Source organism: Yersinia hibernica (genome assembly GCF_004124235.1).
In the GTDB taxonomy this organism is placed as follows: domain Bacteria; phylum Pseudomonadota; class Gammaproteobacteria; order Enterobacterales; family Enterobacteriaceae; genus Yersinia; species Yersinia hibernica.
Genome location: NZ_CP032487.1, coordinates 3272705 through 3297000 on the forward strand (window position 1 = coordinate 3272705; position 24296 = coordinate 3297000).

Consider the following 24296-nt stretch of genomic DNA (forward strand, 5'->3'; position numbering starts at 1 on the left):
GTTAATGCTTAAGGTGGCTCAAGCAAGCCACCTTTTTTTATGCTTGAACAGCCGCAAATAATCTCTTTATTCTGCTGTTTGCTCACTGATTTGGCGGCTTTTTCAGCGCTTAGCGCGAGAAATTGAATTAGCCGTTGACACTTTTTCAGCGGTTTCATATCATGCGCCCCGTTCACACGATTTATTATGTGCGCATTGGGGCTATAGCTCAGCTGGGAGAGCGCTTGCATGGCATGCAAGAGGTCGACGGTTCGATCCCGTCTAGCTCCACCAAATTTCTGGTTTGATAAATATTTAATAAAATTTTCAAACTTGATAAATGGGTGGCATCATAGATAAATCAGTACGAACAACCACATCTGTGGGGCTATAGCTCAGCTGGGAGAGCGCTTGCATGGCATGCAAGAGGTCGACGGTTCGATCCCGTCTAGCTCCACCACCCTTTAAAAGACCGGCTTATAGCCGGTTTTTTGCTTTTTAGCGCTGGTCATAATGACTCTCCGATTTATCCTGCTATCCTGTTGAATCTCCAGACTCATTGATGACCGAGGGAATAGCCCATGCCCCCGCAGCAACAAATTATCCACTGGCTACGTGCCGACCCTTATCGGATGCATGCATTGTTGCTTGCCCGCGAACTCGGGCTGCATCAATGGTATCTGGCGGCGGGATTTGTCCGCAATTTGGTGTGGGATAAACTGCATGGCTACTCTTCACCTACCCCACTTAATGATATTGATTTAGTCTATTTTGATGAGGAGGATGCCAGCGAACAGCGCGATTTACAGCTCGAAAAACAATTACTTCAGATGCCGCCGTTTCAGGGCATCCCCTTGCCGTGGTCAGTAAAAAATCAAGCCAGAATGCACCTGTACACTGGCCGCTGGCCCTATACCAGTACCGAAGATGCCATCAGCTATTGGGTTGAAGTTGAGACTGCGATTGGTGCCAAGCTTACAGCAAATGGCGATATTGAGCTGCTTGCCCCCCTCGGTTTGGAGGCGCTATTTGCCCACACTATCACGCTAAACCCCAAAAACGGTGAAATAGACACCTACAACCAGCGGGTTAAGAGCAAAGGTTGGCAGCGACATTGGCCGCAATTGCGCTTGGTGGTTTAGCCCCGCCAATCCTATTGTGGCACTCAAAGAGCAGGTAAGTGATAAGTTAGTGATAAGATTGTGTAAAACAGCCCTTAAGAGTTAAAGGTCAATATCTCGGCGTCGATAAGCATTATTCCACCCACGTTCTCTAAGGAATAATAATGTCGAATACCATTTCCACCGCAACCGTGTCTGTCAGCAGCAGTAGCGCTTCGGACAGCAGCAGCGCAGCACAAATTAAATCTCTTAATCAAAAAATCCAGAAACTCACTGAAAAATTAAGCACCTTAAAAGATTCGGGTTTGACTGCTGATGAGCTACAAAAACAGCAGCAACAAATTCAGAGTCAAATTGCCGCACTGCAAGCTCAAGTCGCCCGTATTGAAGCAAAAGAGGCCGAAAAAACCAAAGAGGGTGATAATAATACCGTGAGTGCAAGTGCAGCGACCGGTGATGGCGTCAACCGCCCGTCGGCCCAGAACCAGATTGATGTTTATATTTAATGCGGTTTATGCCCGATAAATATGCCCAGGGTGATGAGCGGAATGCCGCCCAGCGCCCTATTTTGCCGCCGGATTAGCTGCGTTTAAGCGGTTTGACCAAACTCTCCAGCCCTTCAATTTTAATGGCCAGCGTGATTTCCATCAGCATCCCCAGCTTACCTTGCGGAAATTCGCCCTTACGCGCAAACCACAGCAGATACTCTTCAGGAAGGTCAATTAATACCCGCCCCTGATATTTACCAAAGGGCATTCGGGTATTAGCAATCTCAAGCAAATTTTCTTTTTCCATATCACTCGCCCCTGGGATAATAATTATTCACCCAATAAACGGATCATTTCCGCCTCATCAATAACTTTAATCCCAAGTTCCTGTGCTTTAGCTAATTTTGACCCCGCAGCTTCGCCCGCAATCACCAAATCCGTTTTTTTGGACACACTGCCACTGACTTTGGCCCCCAAAGCGGTTAGGCGGTCTTTGGCGTCGTCCCGTGAGAGGAGGGTCAGTGAGCCGGTCAGCACCACTGTTTTACCCGCAAATGGGCTGTCAATCTCTTCGGCAATAATTTGCTGCGGTTCCGGCCAACTGATCACTTTCTCCAGCGCTTCTATCACTTTCTGATTGTGTGCTTCACTGAGGAAGTTCACTACGTGCTTGGCCACCACTTCGCCGACGTCGGGCACACTTTTGAGTGCTTCAATATCAGCCGCGCGTAAATTTGCCAGATTGCGGAAATGGGCGGCTAAATTGGCGGCGGTCGCCTCACCGACTTCGCGAATCCCCAGGGCATAGAGGAAGCGCGCAAAAGTGGTCTGCTTCGCCTTTTCCAGCGCCATAATCAGATTTTGTGCCGACTTTGGCCCCATCCGCTCCAGCCCTGTCAGCTTGCCTGCGCTCAATGTGAATAAATCAGCCGGGTTCTCAACATATTGTTTTTCCACCAGTTGCTCAATAATTTTATCCCCCATCCCCTCAACATCCAGCGCCCGGCGGGAGACAAAATGTTTTAGCGCCTCTTTACGTTGCGCCGCACAGAATAGCCCGCCGGTACAGCGGGCCACCGCTTCGCCCTCCACCCGCTCGATGTCAGAGCCACACACCGGGCAGTTTTGCGGGAAAGTAATGGCTTTGGCATCCTGAGGGCGCTGTTCCATTACCACACCGACCACCTGCGGAATGACATCCCCGGCCCGGCGAACAATCACAGTATCGCCAATACGCAAGCCCAGCCGCTCGATTTCATCAGCATTATGCAAGGTGGCATTGCTGACGATCACCCCGGCCACCTGCACCGGTTCCAGCCGCGCTACCGGCGTAATGGCCCCGGTACGCCCCACCTGAAATTCGACGTCACGAACTTGGGTTATCTGCTCTTGGGCCGGGAATTTAAAGGCGGTGGCCCAGCGAGGCGCGCGCGCCACAAAGCCCAGTTGCTCTTGTAAATCGAGGGAGTCAACTTTAATCACCACACCATCAATATCAAAACCTAAACTAGCGCGGTCTTGTTCAACTTGGCGATAGAAAGCAATAACTTGCTCACTGCCAGTACACAATTTGACTCGATGACTGACCGGCAAGCCCCAAGCTTTGAATTGCATCAGCCGCTGAATATGGCTGCGCGGCAGTTCGCCATCCTCCAGTAAACCGACACCGTAACAGAAGAAAGTTAATGGCCGTTTGGCCGTGATGCGCGGATCAAGCTGGCGCAATGATCCCGCCGCCGCATTACGCGGGTTGGCAAACACCTTGCCCCCTTTGCGGCGCGCTTCTTCATTGAGTTGCTCAAAACCGGCCTGTGGCATAAAAACTTCACCACGAACCTCGACGCGTCGTGGGATGTTATCCCCATGTAAACGCAGTGGAATAGCCCGGATGGTGCGCACATTGGCGGTAATATTCTCACCGGTGGTGCCATCACCACGGGTTGCCGCCCTGACCAGCTCGCCCTCTTCATACAATAAACTGACGGCCAATCCATCGAGTTTTAGCTCGCAACAGAACGTTAGCGGCTCCGCCGTTTTCAGCCGGTCATGCACCCTTTTGTCGAATGCCAGATAACTCTCTTCATCAAAAACGTTATCCAGCGACAGCATCGGGACTTCATGTTTAACCTGTTCAAATGCATCAAGCGGGGCGGCCCCCACTCGCTGAGTTGGTGAATCATTGGTAATTAATTCAGGATGTTGTGCTTCCAAATCGCGCAATTGTTGCATCAGGCGATCATATTCAGCATCAGGAATTTCTGGTGTATCCAGCACATGGTATTGATGTTCGTGATGGCGCAGTGAGGTTCTTAGTTGATTAATTTGCTGAATTATTGATTCCATAGCTCACCATCAAAGATAAAAAACCCCCGGCATGCGGGGGTTCGGGTTAATTCGATTCATTGCGAGGCAACATTATCAGGCGCTTGCGTTGGCATCCAATACTTCGCGGATGCGGGCCTTATAGGTTTCCAATTTTTGCGGGGTCATCATGCGGCGCTCATCATCCAATACCACACCACCGACATCATCGGCAATACGTTGAGCTGATTGCAGCATCAACTTGAAGTTTTGGTTAGCATCGCCATAAGACGGCACCATCATAAACATTGAGACACCCGGTGTTGAGAAGTCTGACATGGTGTCAGGGTCAAAGGAGCCGGGTTTCACCATGTTGGCCAAGCTGAATAATACTGGGCCACTGCCGGCGGGGCTAAGATGGCGATGGAAAATCCCCATTTCACCAAACTGGAAACCAGACTGCAGCACACTTTGCAGCAAGATTTCGCCGCCCAGCGCACCACCGTGGTGGGCAGCAACATGCAACACCAAAACGGTTTCTTTCAGTTTTTGCGGTTTCAGCTCACGAGCAGGTTCCGGCGGTGATTCCTCAGGCTTCGCAGCCACAACAGCTGCATGTTCAGCCACCTGTTGTGGTGCTGCGGGACGCGATGGCGAATAAGATTCTTCAACCGAGCCCAGCAAAGGATCACGCTGTGATTCATGCGGTGGTTGCTCAGCAGATAGCCCACCCAAAAGAGGGTCGTCATAATCTGTTTGCACTGAAGCAAAAGGTTTCTGGCTAGCGGCCGCCTTAACCTGTACCGGCTGAGTCTCAGTATGCTGAATAACCGGCAATACATCGTCGTCGTCATCAATATGATTAAACGAAGGCTTCTCTTGTGGATGAGCAGTGCGGACGCGCACTTCTCCCACCCCTTCATCGAGACTCTCGATCGGGGCTTCAACACGTTCTTGTTTCGGACGTTTAACTGGGCGATCGCGAAAAAGTGACGAGCGTTCTTTACGGCTGGTCCATAAACCATGCAATAACAACGCTATTATGGCGATCGCGCCAACAACGATTAATATCAGACGCAAATCCTGCATCATTACTATCTCTGTTGTTCCAATACATTGCCACCGCGGCAAACATTCACCCTTTAACTCTATTTCCCAACGAACACAAGTGCAAGTCCGCGCTCAATTTTCTTCAAAGAAAGATGATTATGCTAGATGTTTCGCTCACTTTTCATACAATATGCGACTATGCAGTGGGAAATCATACCGATATGATACACCGGTCAATGAGCTTATAGAGAATAGAATGGCATGGTATATACGCAAAAAGTGGTAAAAAAGGTCAGTGGTATCCATTATTTTGCCCAAGGATGGCGGTTAATTTCCCGCCCGGGTATTCGGCGATTCGTCATTTTGCCCTTACTGGTGAATATACTGCTAATGGGAGGGGCCTTCTGGTGGTTATTCAACCGGATAGGTGACTGGGTTCCCCAGTTGATGAGTTATGTGCCTGACTGGTTACAGTGGCTCAGTTACCTGCTGTGGCCAGTGATGGTGATTTCAGTGCTGCTGGTTTTCAGCTATCTGTTTAGCACCATCGCCAATTTTATTGCCGCTCCCTTTAACGGTTTGCTGGCCGAACAGTTAGAAGCCAGTCTGACCGGCAAACTATTGCCTGATACCGGTATCATGGGGATCGTGAAAGATTTGCCACGGATTATGGCGCGTGAATGGCGCAAATTAGCCTATTACCTGCCCCGAGCACTGGTGCTGCTGTTGCTGTATTTGGTGCCGGGTATCGGCCAAACACTGGCACCGGTTCTGTGGTTCTTGTTCAGCGCCTGGATGCTATCAATTCAATATTGTGACTATCCATTTGATAATCATAAAGTGAGCTTCCAGCAAATGCGCAGCGCTTTGCGTCAAGATAAGGTCGATAACCTGCAATTTGGCGCACTGGTCAGCTTATTCACTATGATCCCATTCCTTAACTTGGTGATTATGCCAGTGGCTGTCTGCGGTGCGACTGCAATGTGGGTTGATCGCTATCGCGACCAGTTTATTCCACCAGCACGATAATTCTGCATGGGCGCGCTCATTGCGCCCTTGTTATTGGGATTAAAACTTATTTCCTAATAACATATAGATATACCAATTACTTACTTCCATAGCCATAATGTTAGCGTATGATTTGAACGTTTCCTACATTTTCATAGAGTTAAAGGACGGGCTATGAGCAAGATATATGAAGACAACTCTTTAACAATCGGCCATACGCCGCTGGTTCGTCTGAACCGTATCGGTAACGGGCGCATTTTGGCAAAGGTTGAGTCACGCAATCCAAGTTTCAGCGTTAAATGCCGGATCGGTGCCAATATGATTTGGGATGCCGAAAATCGTGGCATTCTGACCGCAGGCAAAGAACTGGTTGAGCCAACCAGTGGCAATACCGGTATCGCCCTGGCATTTGTTGCCGCCGCGCGCGGTTATAAATTGACCCTGACCATGCCCGAAACCATGAGTATTGAGCGCCGCAAGTTACTTAAAGCATTGGGGGCCAATCTGGTGCTGACTGAGGGCGCCAAAGGGATGAAGGGGGCGATTGCCAAAGCAGAAGAAATTCAAGCGACCGACCCAGACCGCTATATCATTTTGCAGCAATTTAGTAACCCAGCAAACCCGGAGATTCACGAGAAAACCACCGGCCCAGAAATCTGGGAAGATACCGACGGTGAGGTGGATGTCTTTATTGCCGGTGTAGGTACCGGCGGGACTCTGACCGGTGTCAGCCGCTACATCAAAAATACCAAAGGCAAAGCGATTACAACGGTTGCGGTGGAACCCACAGATTCCCCAGTTATTACTCAGGCGTTGGCGGGGCAGGAAATCAAACCTGGTCCACATAAAATTCAAGGTATTGGCGCCGGTTTTATTCCCGGTAACCTCGACCTGAGTCTGGTGGACCGTGTGGCTTTGGTCACCAACGATGAAGCCATTTCCATGGCGCGCCGTTTAATGGATGAAGAAGGTATCTTGGCGGGTATTTCTTCCGGCGCAGCCGTTGCGGCAGCGGTCAAGCTTTCTGAAGAAGATGGCTTTACTGACAAAACAATTGTGGTTATTCTTCCGTCCTCGGGTGAGCGCTATTTAAGCACGGCGTTGTTTGCAGATTTGTTCACTGAGCAAGAGCTGCAACAGTAGTTAGGCCGTCGCACTAAATGCTAAAAAAGCACCCTTATGGGTGCTTTTTTTGTGGCACGCGTCAAAGTTTTTACTACATAAAGATTGATTTTACCCTCTGGGTTTAGTATTTAACCGGTCAATTATTTTGATACGCGAAATTAATCGAATACTGAGCGACTCTCTGGCTGAATCGATTTATCAATTATGCAACACAACAAAAAATGTCATCACTGAACGCTGATTGAAGACATAACGCAAAGAGAGCATTATTCTTAGTTGCAGCAGTATCGATTTTAAACCTGAATTCAGGTTGTATCGGAAACTATCTTTGTGACTTACCTGCGCTTGAGGCATAGTCATACGCGGGTTGAAAGAGAGTTATACGCGCACCAATACAGGCTAAAGTTTGGGTTTTACACTAAACTTTAGCTCCACAACATAAATCCAATAAGTTGGGGAAATACAATGTTCCAGCAAGAAGTTACTATTACTGCACCAAACGGTCTACATACCCGCCCTGCTGCCCAGTTCGTAAAAGAAGCAAAAGGCTTTGCGTCTGAAATTACTGTGACCTCTAACGGTAAAAGCGCTAGCGCGAAAAGCCTGTTCAAACTACAAACTCTGGGCCTGACCCAAGGTACTGTTGTTACGATCTCTGCTGAAGGCGAAGATGAGAAGAAAGCTGTTGAGCATCTGGTAAAACTGATGGCAGAGCTTGAGTAATCACGCGCTCTTTTTTAGTTAACACCAGTCAAGAGTAAGGTAGGGTTATGATTTCAGGCATTTTAGTATCACCGGGTATTGCTTTTGGTAAAGCACTTTTACTGAAAGAAGATGAGATTGTCATCAACCGGAAAAAGATCTCTGCTGACCAAGTGGAGCAAGAAGTCGAGCGTTTCAAAACTGGGCGGACTAAAGCTGCTGAGCAGTTGGAAGCGATTAAGACCAAAGCTGAAGCAAGTCTCGGCGAAGAGAAAGCGGCCATCTTCGAAGGGCATATCATGCTGTTGGAAGACGAAGAGCTTGAGCAGGAAATCATAGCCCTCATCAAAGATGATAAGCAATCTGCTGATGCAGCGGCTTATTCCGTCATTGAAGGCCAGGCGAAAGCACTGGAAGAACTGGATGATGAATATCTGAAAGAACGTGCGGCTGACGTACGTGACATCGGAAAACGTCTGCTGAAGAATATTCTCGGCCTGACTATTGTCGATTTGAGCGCAATCCAGGATGAAGTCATTCTGGTTGCAGCCGATCTGACCCCGTCAGAAACCGCACAGCTTAATCTGGATAAAGTGTTGGGGTTCATCACCGATTTAGGTGGCCGTACCTCTCACACCTCAATTATGGCGCGTTCGCTAGAATTACCGGCTATCGTCGGTACCAGCGATGCCACCAAACAAATCCAGAATGATGACTATTTGATCCTTGATGCGGTCAATAACAAAATCTATTTAAATCCAACTGCTGAAGTCATTGAGCAGTTAAAAGCGGTGAAAAACCAGTACATCACCGAAAGAAATGATCTAGCCAAACTGAAAGACCTGCCAGCCATCACCCTAGATGGCCATCAGGTTGAAGTCGTTGCCAACATTGGTACGGTGCGTGATATCGCCGGTGCTGAGCGCAACGGCGCTGAAGGTGTTGGTCTGTATCGTACCGAATTCCTGTTCATGGACCGCGACTCACTGCCAACGGAAGAAGAGCAGTTTCAGGCTTATAAAGCCGTGGCGGAAGCCATGGGCTCGCAGGCGGTTATTGTCCGGACTATGGACATCGGCGGTGATAAAGACCTGCCGTACATGAACTTGCCAAAAGAAGAAAACCCATTCCTGGGCTGGCGCGCCATCCGTATTGCTATGGATCGCAAAGAAATTCTGCACGCGCAGCTACGTGCTATCTTGCGCGCCTCGGCGTTTGGTAAATTGCGTATCATGTTCCCGATGATAATTTCGGTTGAAGAAGTGCGCGAACTAAAAGCAGAGCTTGAACTGCTCAAGAGCCAATTACGTGAAGAAAATAAGGCCTTTGATGAAACTATCGAGGTCGGTGTGATGGTTGAAACACCTGCGGCGGCGGTTATCGCTCGCCATTTAGCTAAAGAAGTTGACTTCTTTAGTATTGGGACAAACGATCTAACTCAGTATACTCTGGCAGTAGATCGTGGCAATGAGCTGATTTCTCATCTCTATAATCCAATGTCACCATCGGTATTGGGCCTGATCAAACAGGTAATTGATGCATCTCACGCTGAAGGTAAGTGGACCGGTATGTGCGGTGAACTTGCTGGCGACGAACGTGCTACACTGTTGCTATTGGGCATGGGGCTGGATGAGTTCAGCATGAGTGCGATTTCGATCCCACGCATCAAGAAAATTATCCGTAATACGAATTTCGAAGATGTGAAGGTGTTGGCGGAGCAGGCATTAGCTCAACCAACAGCGAAGGAATTGATGGATTTGGTTACCACATTCATCGAAGAAAAAACGCTCTGCTAATTCCACGATACTGGAACGCTGCCCAATATAAATACTTAGGAGAAGATCATGGGTTTGTTCGATAAACTGAAATCACTGGTTTCAGATGATAAAAAAGACAGTGGCACTATTGAAATAGTCGCTCCGTTGTCTGGTGAGATCGTCAACATCGAAGATGTTCCTGATGTTGTGTTTGCAGAGAAAATCGTTGGTGATGGCATTGCCATCAAACCTTCAGGCAATAAAATGGTTGCTCCTGTTGACGGCACCATCGGTAAAATTTTCGAGACTAACCATGCTTTTTCTATCGAATCAGACAGCGGCATTGAGCTGTTCGTCCACTTCGGTATTGATACTGTTGAACTGAAAGGCGAAGGCTTTAAACGCATCGCTGAAGAAGGCCAGCGCGTCAAGAAAGGTGATGTTGTTATTGAGTTCAATCTGGCCCTGCTGGAAGAGAAAGCCAAGTCAACTTTGACACCGGTGGTTATCTCTAACATGGACGAGATTAAAGAACTGATTAAACTGTCTGGTAGTGTCACCGTGGGTGAGACGCCAATTATTCGTATCAAGAAATAATTTTATACGAATGAGAAATGGCGCCTGCGGGCGCCGTTTTTTGTTTGCTAGCTGGCTATCCAGCGCGGAACTCGCAATGTAATCACTAACCCGCCCTGTTCACCGTTTCTTGCTTCAACCTGCCCGCCATGCGCCAAAATCACCTTACGGGTAATCGCCAGCCCTAAGCCGTAACCTTTACCTGATACGGCCGACATCACGCGCACGAAAGGATCGAAAATGCTGGATAACTTACTCTCATCAACCCCCGGCCCTCGGTCAGAAACTTGAATCTGAAAATTCTTATCAACCACTGAAAGCGCCACTTTGACCTGTTGCCCTTGGGCCGAGAAACGCAGCGCATTACGGACAATATTATCAAGCGCTCGCCGCATCAATTCAGCATTCCCTTTGACGGTATAGTCAACTTGCGGTGTCACCTGTAGCAGGATGTCAACCCCCGGCACCTGTGCCTCATAGCGGGCATCGTTGACTACCGCAGTCACTAACTCATGCAGATCAAAATACTCTTCATCATCGGCGATATTGTGATTTTCGGCGCGTGATAATGCCAATAACTCACCAATCATCTTATCGAGCCGTTCAGACTCATGCTCAATGCGCTGCAAAGAAGTTTCGACATTATTCGGGTTCTGATGTGCCAATCCGATAGCTAATTGCAGACGGGCCAGCGGGGAACGTAACTCATGGGAAACATCATGCAGCAGTTGCTCGCGGGCGCTGACCAACTCGCTCAGCCGCTCCGCCATTGAATCAAAATCCCGCGCTACTTCGGTCAGTTCATCATGACGACGGCGCATGACAGGTAATAGCCGCACAGATAAATCCCCCTGTGCCACCCGTTCAAAACCGGCGCGCAATAGGCGCATGGGCCGCGTTAGGTTCCAGGCCAGTAATGCGCTAAAGAATAAGCCGCCCAGCACCCCCATCCAAATCATGGGGATCGGAATGTTCAGTATTTCACGGCGATCGCCCTCTTTCGGCTGATTAACTTTCCTAACCCCATCAATATCGTAACGAATGCGGTAGTGCTGACCATCAAGGCCTGTAACCCAAGCCGTCACTTCTTGGCGAGAAAACTCAGGTTCGCGCCCTTTAGGAGGCAACGCCTTATCCGGTGATTCTACCGTCACTGGGGGTATTTCTGTTGTCGGTAAAACCGAAAAATAGTTTTTATCTGCCTCAGGCCAGTTGGCAACCATGGAATTGAGCGCAGCTAATCCCCCACTTTGTAATACTGAGGCCGCGGAGGCGACCTGTAGTTTAGCAATTTTGCGTACCATCTCGCGCTCAGGTGGTTCATGGCGATTACCGTAAAAGGAAAACACCAGCCATAACATCTGAGTCATCAAAATAAAAGTCAGCCAAAATCCTAACAGAATTTTCCAAAACAGCCGTCCGCGCATACTCTACCGACCCCACTTATGGCGATTATCTGATGCGATAGCCAATGCTGCGTACCGTTTCAATATTTAATGTGCTCCCCGGCAATGCTGCCAGCTTCTGTCTGATATTGCTGATGTGCACATCGACACTGCGGTCATACGCCTCTCGTGGCCGCCCTAGCCCTTTATCAGACAACTCATCTTTGGTGACGACACGCTCGGGTGAGCGCAACAACAGTTCCAGCAAATTAAACTCCGATGCGGTCAAATCAAAAGGTTTACCTTGCCATTCACTACTGCGAGTCGACGGGTTAAGGACTAAATCACCCTGTATAATGACACTGTTATCAGCCGACGATACATCGGGATGCTCGTCAAAACGACGCAATACTGCACGCAGCCGTGCTATCAATTCACGCGGGTAACAGGGTTTGGGCATATAGTCATCAGCCCCCATTTCCAGGCCGATGACGCGGTCGATATTATCGCCTTTGGCTGTCAGCATAATAATGGGCAAACGGCTTTTTTTACGCACTTGGCGCAACACATCAATTCCACTCATGTCAGGCAACATAATGTCGAGGATGAGGGCGGTATAGTCCCCGGACAAAGCACCTTCAATGCCCTCTTTGCCGGTTAATACCAATTCGGCATTAAACCCTTCGCCGCTCAGGTATTCTCTCAACATAGTACCCAATTCCACATCATCATCGACTAACAAGATTTTCATGTATTCACTCTCCTACCTGATTTCGGCTATTTTCATGTCTATTTCACTCGCGCGCAGCCGGTTTTACTCAATCCTTACATATCCTTGAATTTCACTTAACTCACACCCATCGGCCTTGGCGGTAAATTATCCCCGGACATTTGGCTTCACTATTTTCTTCATTGTGGTTCAAGGAATTTTGATTGATTATGCGAAAGGTTACCGGATCGAAAAAGCGCCTTATCGGGCTGGCTATTGTAATGCTGGTCGCCAACGGGGTACTGCTTTTTAGATTGCTGTCACCGCCAGATAAACCCGGCTTTATCACCGCCCCAGCAGAAATCCGCACTCTGGAACAAACCGTACTGGCAGATGGCACTATCAAAGCCCAAAAACAGGTCACGGTGGGTGCTCAGGTTTCGGGGCAAATCAAAGCTCTCCATGTCACCCTAGGTCAACAGGTTGAAAAAGGCCAGTTAGTGGCTGAAATTGATGATCTTACTCAGCAAAATGCCCTAAAAGATGCACAAGAGGCGCTGAAGAATGTTTTGGCCCAGCGCGCAGCCAAAGTGGCAACCCAGAAAAATAATCAATTAACCTATCAGCGCCAGCAGCAAATTCTGGCCAAGGGTTTGGGGGTGCGGGCCGATTTTGATAGCGCCCAAGCAACCTTAGAGAGCACTGAAGCTGAAATTAAGGCCTTGGATGCCCAAATTGCACAGGCAGAAATCGCCGTCAGTACCGCTAAACTCAATCTCGGTTACACCAAAATCAGTTCGCCGATTACCGGCACCGTGGTGGCGATTCCGGTTGAGGAGGGGCAAACCGTCAATGCGGTGCAAAGCGCCCCCACCATTATAAAAGTTGCGCAGCTCGACACCATGACCGTCGAGGCACAGATTTCTGAAGCTGACGTGGTAAAAGTCAGCGTCGGCATGCCGGTTTACTTCACCATTTTAGGCGAGCCAGAACAGCGCTTTAGCGCCACATTGCGGGCTATTGAACCCGCGCCCGACTCTATCAACGATGAAACCACCACCACCTCATCAAGCTCGAGCAGCAGCTCCAGTTCGGCCACTAGCGCCATTTACTATAACGGCCTGTTTGATGTCGCGAATCCCAATGGGGCATTACGGATTTCGATGACAGCGCAGGTGTATATCGTGCTGCATCAGGCCAAAGATGCCGTGGTTATCCCGGCCACCGCATTGGAGAGCAGCAATGGGCATTATCAGGTTCAACTTGTTGATAAAAATGGAAAAATAAGCTACCGCGAAGTCACCGTCGGGATAAACAATAATGTCGATGCCCAGATTCTCTCCGGTTTGCAAGCCGGGGACCTGGTGATTGTGAGTCAGGCGAGTGGCACCACCAGCAACAATAAGGCCCCGCGTATGGGGCCACCAATGGGGATGTAACTGATGCCCACTCTCAATCTCGGTAAAACTCTGCTCCAACTCGATAATGTCAGCCGCTGGTTTGTGACGGGTGAAGAAACGGTTCAGGTGCTGAAAAATATCAATCTGACCATCTACAGCGGTGAAATGGTGGCGATTGTCGGGGCATCTGGCTCTGGTAAATCAACCCTCATGAACATTCTCGGCTGTCTGGATAAACCCAGTTCCGGCGAGTATCTAGTGGCAGGGCGTATTCCCCAGCATTTAGATAGCAATGAATTAGCCGAATTACGCCGGGAACATTTTGGCTTTATTTTTCAGCGCTACCATTTACTCAATGATTTGAATGCTCGGGAAAATGTCGAAATTCCGGCGATTTATGCCGGTGTTGACCAGCAAGAACGCCGCCAGCGCGCCGCCTATCTACTCACCCGCCTTGGATTAGTCGACCGATTGGATTATCACCCCAGCCAACTTTCCGGCGGGCAACAACAGCGAGTCAGTATTGCCAGAGCATTGATGAATGGCGGGGAAGTGATTCTGGCGGATGAACCCACTGGCGCACTCGATACCCACAGTGGCAGCGAAGTCTTAAATATTCTCAAGGATTTACATCTACAAGGTCATACCGTGGTGATTGTCACCCATGATATGTCGATTGCCGAACATGCTCAGCGGATTATCGAACTCAGAGACGGCGAGATTATTGCTGACCGGCAAATGCCGCCAGCCGCGCAGCCAGAGCCGCTGGCCACAACCCGTGCCATAGCAGCCCCAGAGATTGCCAATAAAGCGCCACTCACCCCGTGGAAGGCGCAATGGGACCGCCTACAAGAGGCGTTCAAAATGGCGCTGTTAGCGATGTCCGCCCAGCGCTTGCGCACCTTGTTGACCATGCTGGGGATTATTATCGGCATTGCGTCGGTGGTCTGCGTCGTGGCATTGGGTAAAGGCTCGCAACAACAGGTACTGGCGAATATCAATGCCATGGGCACCAGCACCTTGGAGATTTTCCCCGGTAAAGATTTCGGGGATATGCGCTCAGCCGCCATCCACACATTGCGGGCCACTGATGCGGATGCTTTAGCCCAACAAGGTTATATCCATAGTGTGACGCCGACGGTCTCCACCAGCACCACCCTGCGCTATGGCAATCAATCAGTCAGCGGCACGGTAAATGGGGTTGGCGAGCAATATTTTCTGGTGCGCGGTTACACCATCGACCAAGGCATGGCGTTTAACCGCGCCAGTGTAGATAACTTAATGCAGGAAGCGGTCATTGATGAAAACACGCGCGCGGAACTGTTCCCTAACGGGGAGAATCCACTCGGCAAAGTTATCTTGCTCGGCTCCCTGCCCTGCCGGGTGATTGGCGTAGCCGCCAAGAAACAGAGTGGTTTTGGTAGTGACGAGAATCTCAACGTGTGGATCCCCTATACCACCGCGATGAAACGCATGCTTGGCCAATCCTATTTAAAGAGCATCACCGTGCGGGTGAATGATGATATTGACTTGGCCAATGCCGAGCAAGGTGTGACCAAGCTACTGACTCAGCGCCATGGGACTCAGGATTTTTTCGTCATGAACACCGACAGCATTCGCCAGACCATCGAGAAAACCACCTCGACCATGACATTGTTGGTATCGATGATTGCGGTTATCTCATTGGTGGTCGGTGGTATTGGGGTAATGAATATCATGCTGGTTTCTGTCACCGAGCGCACCAAAGAGATTGGGGTGCGCATGGCGGTTGGTGCGCGCGCCAGTGACATTATGCAGCAATTCTTAATTGAAGCGGTGCTGGTGTGTTTGCTGGGCGGAGGGCTCGGCGTTGTACTCTCTCTGGGGATCGGCCTGCTATTTAGCCAGTTCAGCTGCAGCTTTTCGATGGTTTACTCCGCCACATCCATAACCACCGCATTTGTCTGCTCCAGCTTAATTGGCGTTGCCTTTGGTTTTTTCCCCGCCAAGCGAGCGGCACAGATGGACCCGATCAGAGCATTGGAACGCGAGTAACTTCAGTTGTAAGAGTATTGATGCTAATTTCGGTTAATACTCAAGGAGTTATCCTTGTTGCTATGCAGCTTCAACCGAATACCTCCTACTCAAATACGCCGGTCGATAAATAGCGATCCCCGCGATCACAGATAATCGCCACGATAACCGCACCGGGGTTATCAGCCGCAACCCGTAATGCTCCGGCCACTGCCCCACCGGAGCTAACACCACAGAAAATCCCCTCTTCTGTGGCCAGCCGGCGCATGGTCTGCTCGGCAGAGGCTTGGCTGATGTCCAACACCAAATCAACCAGCTCAGGGCGGAAAATGCCCGGCATATATTGCGCTGGCCAGCGGCGAATCCCCGGAATGCTGCTGCCCTCAGCCGGCTGCAAACCAATAATAGTGACATCCGGATTCTGACTTTTCAGATATTGGCTCACACCGGTAATGGTGCCGGTAGTGCCCATGCTGGAGACAAAATGGCTAACTGTCCCGGCGGTTTGCTGCCAAACCTCCGGCCCAGTTCCGCTAAAGTGCGCGTAAGGGTTATCGGCATTATTAAACTGATCCAGCACCTTACCCTGCCCGGCGGCCTGCATTTGCAGTGCTTGATCCCGCGCGCCTTCCATCCCTTGCTCACGGCTGACCAAAATGAGCTCGGCACCGTAAGCGCGCATGGCGGCTTGGCGCTCCAGACTCATATTTTCGGGCATCAGTAATTTCAGCTTATAACCTTTGATGGCGGCAATCATCGCCAGCGCAATGCCGGTATTGCCGCTGGTCGCCTCAATCAATACATCACCCGGCGCAATTTCTCCGCGTAATTCTGCACGTTGGATCATCGCCAGTGCCGCCCTGTCTTTCACCGACCCCGCCGGATTGTTGCCCTCCAATTTGACCCAAATCTGGGCATTCAGCCCTTGGCTCAAACGTTGCAATTTGACCAGTGGAGTGTTGCCGATACAGTGTTCAAGGGTTGTCACGTTAATTACCTATTAAAATACCGTTCCTCCTTGCCGTGGTGTGCGCTGCTTTCACGAACCCGAATCACTGACTGACGTAAGCTCATCGGGACTCACTCATTAGCTGCCTGGCTACCACCGCAATGACTTTGGGTATGATTCTGTGTCTACAAAAAGAAGAAAAACTTATCAGGCACTTTGGGCTAAAGCAATGGGTTGCAATAATTGATCGCCAGAATATAAGCGGGCATTTAATCCGCCAACATAGTAGCGATTGCCGCGTACCGGCGCGTCAATATTGCCCTCTGGTAGCACAACACTGATAGGATCTTGATGCCAGCCAATAGGCTGCACTGTCAGTTGCCAGAAATGGCCACGTGGGCTGACTTCCAGTACCTGAACCGGCAGCGGGCAGCGGTCACTCGATTCGGTACTAACCTCCATCTCCCAAGGGCGCAGGAAGAGATCCACACTGCCTTGGTGCATTGGCGCTAAATCCAGCGGCCAATGATGAGCACCGATAAATAATTGCGAACCACGGATTTCACCGCTCAGGCGGTTAACTTCACCGAGGAATTCCAACACAAAACGGGTTGCAGGATAGCGCCACACTTCATCGGGTGTGCCGACCTGCTCAATATTGCCCTGACTCATCACCACCACCCGGTCTGCGACTTCCATCGCCTCTTCTTGGTCGTGGGTCACAAAAACACTGGTGAATTTCAGCTCTTCATGCAGTTGGCGTAACCAGCGGCGCAGCTCTTTACGCACCTGTGCATCCAGTGCGCCAAAAGGCTCATCCAGCAGCAGAATTTGCGGTTCAACCGCCAGCGCACGCGCGAGTGCCACCCGCTGTTTTTGACCGCCGGAAAGTTGTGATGGATAGCGGCTAGCCAGATGGCCTAATTGCACCATTTCCAGCAGTTGCGTAACTTTCTGGGTGATAGCTGCCGCATTGGGCCGCTCACGGCGCGGTAACACCGTCAAACCAAACGCAATGTTATCGAACACCGTCATATGGCGGAACAGCGCGTAATGCTGGAAAACAAAGCCAACCCGCCTATCGCGGGCATGCAAGCGGCTGACATCAGTACCGTGGAAACTTAAACGCCCCGCGTTTTGGTTCTCCAGCCCGGCAATAATGCGCAATAAAGTGGTTTTTCCCGAACCGGAAGGGCCAAGCAAAGCCACCATTTGGCCCGAGGGAATATCCAGTGAGATGTTATTCAGGACTTTGGTGCGACCAAAATACTTGCTGATATTATCAATCTCAATGCTCATGCTTTTGCTCCTGTTCGAGGCGAACAACTTGACGTGCTAAGCGCCATTGCAGGCCGCTTTTCAGAAAAAGGGTCACTATTGCCATCAGAGTCAGTAATGCCGCGGCGGTAAATGCCCCAGCGGTGTTGTAATCCTGATGCAACAGCTCAACTTGCAGCGGCAAGGTGTAGGTCTCGCCACGAATTGAACCGGATACCACCGAAACCGCACCAAACTCGCCAATAGCGCGGGCGTTGGTCAGCACCACGCCATACAGCAATGCCCAGCGGATGTTGGGTAAGGTCACGCGGCGGAACATTTGCCAGCCAGAAGCGCCGAGCAATACCGCCGCCTCATCTTCCTGACTGCCTTGGCTCATCATCACCGGCACCAGTTCTCGCACCACAAATGGGCAGGTGACAAACACGGTCACCAGCACCATGCCGGGCCAGGAGAACATCAATTGGATATTGTGCGAGTCCAGCCAGCCCCCCACCACACCGTTTGAGCCGTAAAACAGCAGATACATCAGCCCGGCCACCACGGGGGAAACCGCAAACGGAATATCAATTAATGTCATCAATAACTGGCGGCCCGGGAACTCAAACCGCGTCACCAGCCAAGCCAGTACCACACCAAACACCAAATTGACCGGCACCGTAATCAGCGCCACCAATACCGTCAGCCAGATGGCGTGCAGCATGTCTGGGTCAGTTAAATTCTGAACCACCACCTCAAACCCTTTTGAGAATGCGGTGATAAAGATCCACACCATCGGGACCACGAGCAGTAAAAATGAAAACAGCGCGCCAATGGTAATGAGTGCCCACTTACCCCAATTGATAGGTGGGCGGGCGACGCCATTAAATTCCGAGATATCAGCCATTAGTGCCCGCCTATCCGCCGACCAAAGCGGCTTTGTAAGGTGTTAATAGCAAACAACAGCACCAGTGAAACCGCCAAAATGACGGAGGCAATGGCGCTGGCGGCCGGGTAATCAAACTCTTGCAGGCGGATGAAGATCATCAGCGATGTCACTTCCGTCTTCCAGGCGATATTACCGGCGATAAAAATAACCGCGCCGAATTCCCCCAGACTGCGGGTAAAGGACAATGCCGTCCCTGCCAACAATGCCGGTGCCAATTCGGGCATCACCACCCGGCGAAAACTCTGCCAGCGGCTAGCGCCTAAGGTTTCCGCCGCTTCTTCATATTCTGGCCCCAACTCTTCTAATACCGGCTGCACGGTGCGCACTACAAACGGAATGCTGGTGAACGCCATCGCCACCGCAATGCCGAGCCAGGTGAAAGAGACTTTAATGCCAAACTCATTTAACCAAGCCCCGTACCAGCCGGTAGTGGAAAACAGTGTTGCCAAGGTTAAGCCCGCCACCGCCGTCGGTAAGGCAAACGGCAAATCCATCAAACCATCAAGCAAACTGCGGCCGGGGAATTGATAGCGGGTCAGAATCCAAGCCATCAACATGCCAAATACCGCATTGAATACACTTGCCACGCCAGCGGCCAGTAAAGTCACTTTATACGCCGCGACCACCTGAGGGTTGGTAATCACCGTCCAGTACTGTGCCCAACTCATTTGGGCAACTTGCATCACTAATGCGCTGAGCGGTAATAACAAGATCAAACAGGTGTAAAGCAGGCTGCTCCCAAGGCTGAGGGTGAATCCGGGCAGAACCCGTTTACTGGATGCCGACAACATTACTGATGACCTTCTGCTAACAATTTATCCAGCACGCCACCAGTGGCGAAGTGAGTGCTCATCACTTGTGGCCAGCTACCGAACTGCTCTTCAACCCGGAATAATTTGGTATCAGGGAATTGAGATTTAGCCGCTGCCATCGCCGCTTTGTCATTGACGCGGTAATTAAAGCTGGTAATAACCTGCTGTGCCGCTGGGCTGTAGAGATAATTGAGATAAGCTTTGGCGGCTTTTTCGGTGCCATTTTTCTCGATATTTTTATCGACCCAAGCGACGGGGAATTCCGCCAAGATATCAACCGGCGGGACAATGACTTCATATTTGTCAGTGCCATACTCTTTGCGAATATTATTGACTTCAGACTCAAAACTGATCAGCACATCACCCAAACCACGTTCCACGAAAGTGGTGGTCGCGCCCCGGCCGCCAGTGTCAAAAACCACCACATTTTTCAGAAAGCGTTTCATCCAATCGCGGGTTTTGGCAGCATCCTGACCATTGGCTTGCTGAGTTGCCCCCCAAGCGGCCAGGTAGGTATAGCGGCCATTGCCAGAGGTTTTGGGATTTGGGAACACCAGTTTGACATCTTCGCGCACCAAATCATCCCAGTTGTGAATGTTTTTGGGATTGTCCTTACGCACCAGGAAAGCCATGGTGGAGTAGAACGGCGAGCTATTATTCGGTAAGCGGGTTTGCCAATCGGCGGGGATCAAATTGCCGCGGTCATGCAGGATTTGTACATCCGTGACTTGGTTATAAGTCACCACATCGGCTTTCAAACCTTGCAAGATAGCCAACGCCTGTTTTGACGAACCGGCATGAGATTGTTTGATAGTCAGCTTGTCGCCGGGGTTTTGTTGTTCCCACTGTTGCTCAAAACCGGGGTTCAATGCGGTGAATAACTCGCGGGAAACATCATAAGAGCTGTTGAGCAGTTCAGTGGCGCAGGCGGTTGCACTGCCGAAGATTAATGCGCTAAATAAGGCAACACGGGGCCATTCATTTTTCTTTATTGAAGTCTGTCTCATTTTGCACCTTATTCACTGAGTTTATCTGGCAGAGGTATCATTCAAAAAGAATGCTGTGCCGCTAAATTTCATTCAGTGTATTTATAACTAGGTGCATACCTATAACGCTTTTATATACCGTTTAGTGATGTGCAAGTATCAAATGCTCTAAGCCAGTCACAACGCTGGTCGCCAGCCCACTATTTTACTTATATCTGGTGATTAAAAAGCCCGGCAAAGCTGCACCGGGCAATAAAAAGGGCTTATGGGCTAAATGGTTACTTCTGCGTGACAGCACTCGCGCGGGTTGTCGCAACAGCGCCACTAAATGGCTTGCCATCAATTGCGTCCACCATCCGTAAGCCAGATGGACGAACCCAGCGCTGCACACGGGATGGCATATCAAAACCAATCAGCAGAATGACCACAAATGTTAGGCTGAAGGAAAGTGAACCCAATGCGGTACCCAAGCTAAGATGCTGAGCAATTGACGCCCCCAAAATAGGGGCTAATGCTCCCCCCAGCGCGCCGACGTTATAGGTAAAGCCCAACCCCGCAGCACGTTGTTCAGTATCAAAATAGCCCCCCAACAACTTTGGCAACAATCCGGCAATCCCTTGGCCCAGCATCTGTTGCAAGAACAACAATCCCCCGAGGAACAAGATGCTGCTGCCCTGAATCGCGAACAGCGGAATTATCAATAATTGTGAAATCAGCAAACTGGTGACATAAGCTTTACGTGTCCCCAGCCAATCGCCCAAGAAGCCGCCCACACAGCACCCCACCGCGGCACCAAACCCACTGAAGAACAATACGTTGCCCACAGTATGCGGGTCATAACCCAGATCCATTTTCAAATAAGTGGGCAGCAGTGCTTGAATCGGCCACGAGTAGAGGAAAGCACAAAATACCACCATCATCAGCATCACACCGGTTGGCCAGCGGTCACCACTGGTTTGAACCATAAAGTAGATGAATATCGCGGCACAAAGAATACCGAGAATCACTACCAGAGGTATCGATACCATGCCGGTGAAACAGGCATAGAGCGCGGCCGCGGCAAAGATTGTGAGCGCAATATTCAGGTAGCTCAAGTGACTGCGATACAGAATATCCACCATATTGCGGTCTTTAGTCTGTTTAGACTGCTGTTGTTTGCTTTGCGCTTTTTCCCAATCCTCGGCTTCGGGTAGATTTTTACGCAACCACAAAGCAAAGATAATTGGCAGCAAACCAATATAGAAAAGCATACGCCAGCCGAATGCGGGAACCACGTAACTATAGGCTTGCGCGGCTAACACGGCACCGATAGAGAAGCCAGAAATCAGGAAACCACTGGCTTTATTACGCATATTCTTAGGCCAGCTCTCCATCACATAAGTGGAACTGGAGCCATACTCCCCCGCCATCCCGATACCAATAATCAGGCGAGCAACAAACAGCGTGGTATAACCTGGCGCCAAACCACAGGCCAGCGTACCAAAGGAAAACAGCATAATACTGGTGATCATCGCCAATTTACGGCCATAGCGGTCACCCATAGCACCCAGCACTAATCCACCGAACCAGCGCGAAATAAAGGCCGCTGAAATCAGGCTTGTCGCTTGAATCAGCGTCAGACCAAACTCTTGTTTAATATCAGTCAGAACCAGGGTAATAAGAACAAAATCAAAGCCATCTAGGGCATAACCAATCCAGGCGGCAATAAATGCCTTCCACTGCGCAGGGGTGAGCTGCTTGTACCAGCGCAATGTTTTGTCTCCATGAGGTGGCTTGTCCGTATGGGGTTGTACTGAAGTGCTCATATCGTCGCTCTCTCCACCACCAGCTAAGTTCACTGGCAGAAACTGTTTTCCTCGCGGCAGGTAAACCATAGCAACTGATTGTTTAAAAACACTTAATCTGTCACTGCCAGACGGTTTTCGCCACATTTATATTTATGCGGTTTTACTCCAAACATAATAATTAAAAGGAGTAAAACTCCATTTGAGTGTATAAGATCAGCCCGCTATTTCAATCACAATGTGTCTAAAACGTGACAAAGATGGCGAAATGCTAGGGTGAATAAGATAAGCAACAGAATGAGGAGGTATTTACGGCCGCTGGCGGGAGATGTTGGCAGCAGCGGCAAACTATGACAGCAGAAATGGATTACCAGTCATTCATTTCGGCTAATGGCTTGGGTGGTTTTGCGTTTAATGCTTTCAGCCTGAGCCGGATCCGCTTTGACCAACAACGCATAAATCAGATCCAAGACAAACAGTTGGGCAATTTTGGTGCCGATGGAGTCGCCCTGCAATTGCCCCTGACGGTTGCCATTGATCAGCACAAAATCTGCCAACTCTGTAATGGTGGACCCCATATTGTGTGTGAGTGCGACGGTGGTGGCACCGGCCTGCTTGGCCAGCTTTAATGCATGCACAGTTTCAGCCGAGGTGCCCGAGTGGCTAATACCTATTGCCACATCACCGGGGCGCATCAAAGAGGCCTGCATATACATAAAATGGTTATTGGTGGCGGCATCAACCCGTAACCCAATACGCATCAATTTGCCTTTGGCATCTTCCGCGGTGATACCCGATGAGCCGACACCAAAAATGCAGATACGATCAGCCGGGCGCAGCAACTTAACCACCTGCTCGACACTCTCAAGAGACAGTAAATTCAGGGTTTCAGACAGCACATTATTAATGGCTGACTGTAACTTATTGCCAATCGCCAACGCATTATCGCCCTCTTGCACATCGGCATCTAGCAAACTGTTTTCACGATGATGGCGGGTGGCCACTTCAATAGCCAAGTCCATCTTGAAATCTTGAAAACCTTTATAACCCAGTGTCCGGCAAAAACGGATAATAGTGGCTTCGCCGGCCTGTGTCAGCGCAGAAAGGTCTGCAATAGAAAGTTGAGTCACTTTCGCCGGCTCCGTCAGGATATACGCGGCAATACGCTGCGCTGAGCGAGTCAGGCTATTTTGCATAGCACCCAAGGCATCAAGAATTTTACCTGGCTTAAATCGGGGAGCACCAGTTTTCACGCGAACACCTCAAGGGAAAGAGAATTGACAGGCAGGAACGTTTCTGGGGTGCATCATGACATAATTGGCTCATTTCGTGAAGAAAAATGGCGGAATTGTGCGCGGTGAGATCAATAAAAAAACCCCGGGGGGCCGGGGAAGATGTCAAAGATAACGTGCTTTTTTATTATCTAAAAGTCATAGAAATATTTTCTTTACAGTAACGAGCGATGAACTTTTACTACCGCTTTCTTGATAGTGCTAGAGCCGGCAATTTGGCACCCCGGCTTATGGGGTTCGCCCGGTAAAAACACCGCGAACATCCCCGGCCGCATATGTAATTGGCTTTTATCTGGAATGTCAGCAATCAGTTGGTAGTCATCGTCAGCATGATAAGGTTCAAGCTGCTCAGTCGGTGTCAGCACCGAGTATTCAATCCCCTCAATGCCGCTTATCAGCAGCTGAACATCGGCATAGGTTTGGTGCATTTCGGCTTTCTTACTCTCAGCCGGTTGGGTAGTAAACTCCATCACATTCATGAAAACAAGGTCACCGTCAATTTCATGACGCCCGCAACTTAATTCTGCTAATGGCGTTTTGGTCAAATAGGTTAACACCCATTGCAAACGCTCGGGTAGCCCACTGAAAAATGCTGTTTGTGTTAATGATCCGCTGATCATATTGGCCTCAAAAATTTTGGTCTGATGTGATGA

The 24296-nt window shown here is 49.9% G+C and carries 23 protein-coding genes and 2 tRNA genes; 11 read left to right on the forward strand and 14 right to left on the reverse strand.

Annotated elements, in window-relative coordinates:
- Positions 1 to 8: 8 nt before the first annotated feature.
- A complete protein-coding gene (locus D5F51_RS22605) occupies positions 9 to 158 on the reverse strand; it encodes a hypothetical protein (RefSeq protein WP_025379039.1) in 150 nt (49 codons plus the stop codon).
- A gap of 39 nt (positions 159 to 197) precedes the next feature.
- Between D5F51_RS22605 and D5F51_RS15445 the strand changes: the two genes are divergently transcribed.
- From D5F51_RS15445 to D5F51_RS15460, 4 genes are all read left to right on the forward strand, one after another.
- Positions 198 to 273, forward strand: a tRNA-Ala gene (locus D5F51_RS15445).
- Positions 274 to 363: 90 nt separating this feature from the next.
- Positions 364 to 439, forward strand: a tRNA-Ala gene (locus tag D5F51_RS15450).
- A gap of 121 nt (positions 440 to 560) precedes the next feature.
- Positions 561 to 1121: a nucleotidyltransferase family protein gene (locus D5F51_RS15455; RefSeq protein ID WP_025379040.1), complete on the forward strand. Its 561-nt coding sequence runs from the start codon at positions 561 to 563 to the stop codon at positions 1119 to 1121.
- A 143-nt stretch (positions 1122 to 1264) separates the two neighbouring features.
- Positions 1265 to 1606 (forward strand): FlxA-like family protein, encoded by a 342-nt coding sequence (locus tag D5F51_RS15460; RefSeq protein ID WP_129197711.1) that lies wholly within the window; start codon positions 1265 to 1267, stop codon positions 1604 to 1606.
- A gap of 73 nt (positions 1607 to 1679) precedes the next feature.
- On the opposite strand, the gene D5F51_RS15465 is transcribed toward D5F51_RS15460, so the two are convergent.
- The 3 genes from D5F51_RS15465 to zipA all read right to left on the reverse strand — a co-directional run bounded on the left by D5F51_RS15465 (position 1680) and on the right by zipA (position 4981).
- A complete protein-coding gene (locus tag D5F51_RS15465; RefSeq protein ID WP_025379042.1) occupies positions 1680 to 1895 on the reverse strand; it encodes a DUF3820 family protein in 216 nt (71 codons plus the stop codon).
- Positions 1896 to 1918: 23 nt separating this feature from the next.
- Entirely contained in the window at positions 1919 to 3931 is a 2013-nt protein-coding gene (gene ligA, locus D5F51_RS15470) for an NAD-dependent DNA ligase LigA (protein ID WP_129197712.1), read from the reverse strand.
- Between the two features lie 75 nt (positions 3932 to 4006).
- Positions 4007 to 4981 (reverse strand): cell division protein ZipA, encoded by a 975-nt coding sequence (gene zipA, locus D5F51_RS15475; protein WP_129197714.1) that lies wholly within the window; start codon positions 4979 to 4981, stop codon positions 4007 to 4009.
- A gap of 219 nt (positions 4982 to 5200) precedes the next feature.
- On the opposite strand from zipA, the gene cysZ reads away from it, so the two are divergent.
- From cysZ to crr, 5 genes are all read left to right on the forward strand, one after another.
- Complete coding sequence (gene cysZ, locus D5F51_RS15480; RefSeq protein WP_025379045.1) at positions 5201 to 5968, forward strand: sulfate transporter CysZ; 768 nt, start codon at positions 5201 to 5203, stop codon at positions 5966 to 5968.
- Positions 5969 to 6121: 153 nt separating this feature from the next.
- Positions 6122 to 7090 (forward strand): cysteine synthase A, encoded by a 969-nt coding sequence (gene cysK, locus D5F51_RS15485; protein ID WP_025379099.1) that lies wholly within the window; start codon positions 6122 to 6124, stop codon positions 7088 to 7090.
- A 447-nt stretch (positions 7091 to 7537) separates the two neighbouring features.
- The gene (gene ptsH / locus D5F51_RS15490; protein WP_004712628.1) at positions 7538 to 7795 is read left to right on the forward strand and encodes a phosphocarrier protein Hpr; all 258 of its coding nucleotides are present in this window, start codon (positions 7538 to 7540) and stop codon (positions 7793 to 7795) included.
- Between the two features lie 47 nt (positions 7796 to 7842).
- Complete coding sequence (ptsI, locus tag D5F51_RS15495) at positions 7843 to 9570, forward strand: phosphoenolpyruvate-protein phosphotransferase PtsI (RefSeq protein ID WP_025379100.1); 1728 nt, start codon at positions 7843 to 7845, stop codon at positions 9568 to 9570.
- A 48-nt stretch (positions 9571 to 9618) separates the two neighbouring features.
- Positions 9619 to 10128, forward strand: coding sequence for a PTS glucose transporter subunit IIA (gene crr, locus D5F51_RS15500; RefSeq protein ID WP_004392561.1), 510 nt, complete (start codon positions 9619 to 9621; stop codon positions 10126 to 10128).
- Positions 10129 to 10175: 47 nt separating this feature from the next.
- On the opposite strand, the gene D5F51_RS15505 is transcribed toward crr, so the two are convergent.
- Positions 10176 to 11534, reverse strand: a complete 1359-nt coding sequence (locus D5F51_RS15505) for an ATP-binding protein (RefSeq protein WP_129197717.1) — start codon at positions 11532 to 11534, stop codon at positions 10176 to 10178.
- A gap of 25 nt (positions 11535 to 11559) precedes the next feature.
- Positions 11560 to 12243 (reverse strand): response regulator transcription factor, encoded by a 684-nt coding sequence (locus D5F51_RS15510; protein WP_129197719.1) that lies wholly within the window; start codon positions 12241 to 12243, stop codon positions 11560 to 11562.
- A gap of 188 nt (positions 12244 to 12431) precedes the next feature.
- Here D5F51_RS15510 and D5F51_RS15515 point away from each other — a divergent pair, with 188 nt between their 5' ends.
- Together D5F51_RS15515 and D5F51_RS15520 are read left to right on the forward strand one after the other, a co-directional pair.
- A complete protein-coding gene (locus D5F51_RS15515) occupies positions 12432 to 13640 on the forward strand; it encodes an efflux RND transporter periplasmic adaptor subunit (RefSeq protein WP_129197721.1) in 1209 nt (402 codons plus the stop codon).
- A gap of 3 nt (positions 13641 to 13643) precedes the next feature.
- Positions 13644 to 15635 (forward strand): MacB family efflux pump subunit, encoded by a 1992-nt coding sequence (locus D5F51_RS15520; protein ID WP_162301754.1) that lies wholly within the window; start codon positions 13644 to 13646, stop codon positions 15633 to 15635.
- A gap of 85 nt (positions 15636 to 15720) precedes the next feature.
- Here D5F51_RS15520 and cysM read toward each other — a convergent pair whose 3' ends face one another.
- From cysM to nanQ, 8 genes are all read right to left on the reverse strand, one after another.
- Positions 15721 to 16602 carry a cysteine synthase CysM gene (gene cysM, locus D5F51_RS15525; RefSeq protein ID WP_129197723.1) on the reverse strand — a complete coding sequence of 294 codons (882 nt, stop codon included), beginning with the start codon at positions 16600 to 16602 and terminating at the stop codon, positions 15721 to 15723.
- Positions 16603 to 16770: 168 nt separating this feature from the next.
- The gene (cysA, locus tag D5F51_RS15530; protein ID WP_129197725.1) at positions 16771 to 17862 is read right to left on the reverse strand and encodes a sulfate/thiosulfate ABC transporter ATP-binding protein CysA; all 1092 of its coding nucleotides are present in this window, start codon (positions 17860 to 17862) and stop codon (positions 16771 to 16773) included.
- A complete protein-coding gene (gene cysW, locus D5F51_RS15535; RefSeq protein ID WP_087768719.1) occupies positions 17852 to 18727 on the reverse strand; it encodes a sulfate/thiosulfate ABC transporter permease CysW in 876 nt (291 codons plus the stop codon). The genes cysA and cysW overlap by 11 nt, the downstream gene beginning before the upstream one ends.
- Positions 18727 to 19560, reverse strand: coding sequence for a sulfate/thiosulfate ABC transporter permease CysT (gene cysT, locus D5F51_RS15540; RefSeq protein ID WP_025379107.1), 834 nt, complete (start codon positions 19558 to 19560; stop codon positions 18727 to 18729). The genes cysW and cysT overlap by 1 nt, the downstream gene beginning before the upstream one ends.
- Entirely contained in the window at positions 19560 to 20588 is a 1029-nt protein-coding gene (locus tag D5F51_RS15545) for a sulfate ABC transporter substrate-binding protein (RefSeq protein WP_025379108.1), read from the reverse strand. The genes cysT and D5F51_RS15545 overlap by 1 nt, the downstream gene beginning before the upstream one ends.
- Positions 20589 to 20845: 257 nt before the next feature.
- Positions 20846 to 22372: an MFS transporter gene (locus D5F51_RS15550; RefSeq protein ID WP_162301755.1), complete on the reverse strand. Its 1527-nt coding sequence runs from the start codon at positions 22370 to 22372 to the stop codon at positions 20846 to 20848.
- Positions 22373 to 22725: 353 nt separating this feature from the next.
- Positions 22726 to 23604, reverse strand: a complete 879-nt coding sequence (locus tag D5F51_RS15555; protein ID WP_025379109.1) for a MurR/RpiR family transcriptional regulator — start codon at positions 23602 to 23604, stop codon at positions 22726 to 22728.
- 194 nt (positions 23605 to 23798) lie between these two features.
- On the reverse strand, positions 23799 to 24263 hold the full coding sequence (nanQ, locus tag D5F51_RS15560) for an N-acetylneuraminate anomerase (protein WP_129197727.1): 465 nt from the start codon (positions 24261 to 24263) through the stop codon (positions 23799 to 23801).
- Positions 24264 to 24296: the final 33 nt, after the last annotated feature.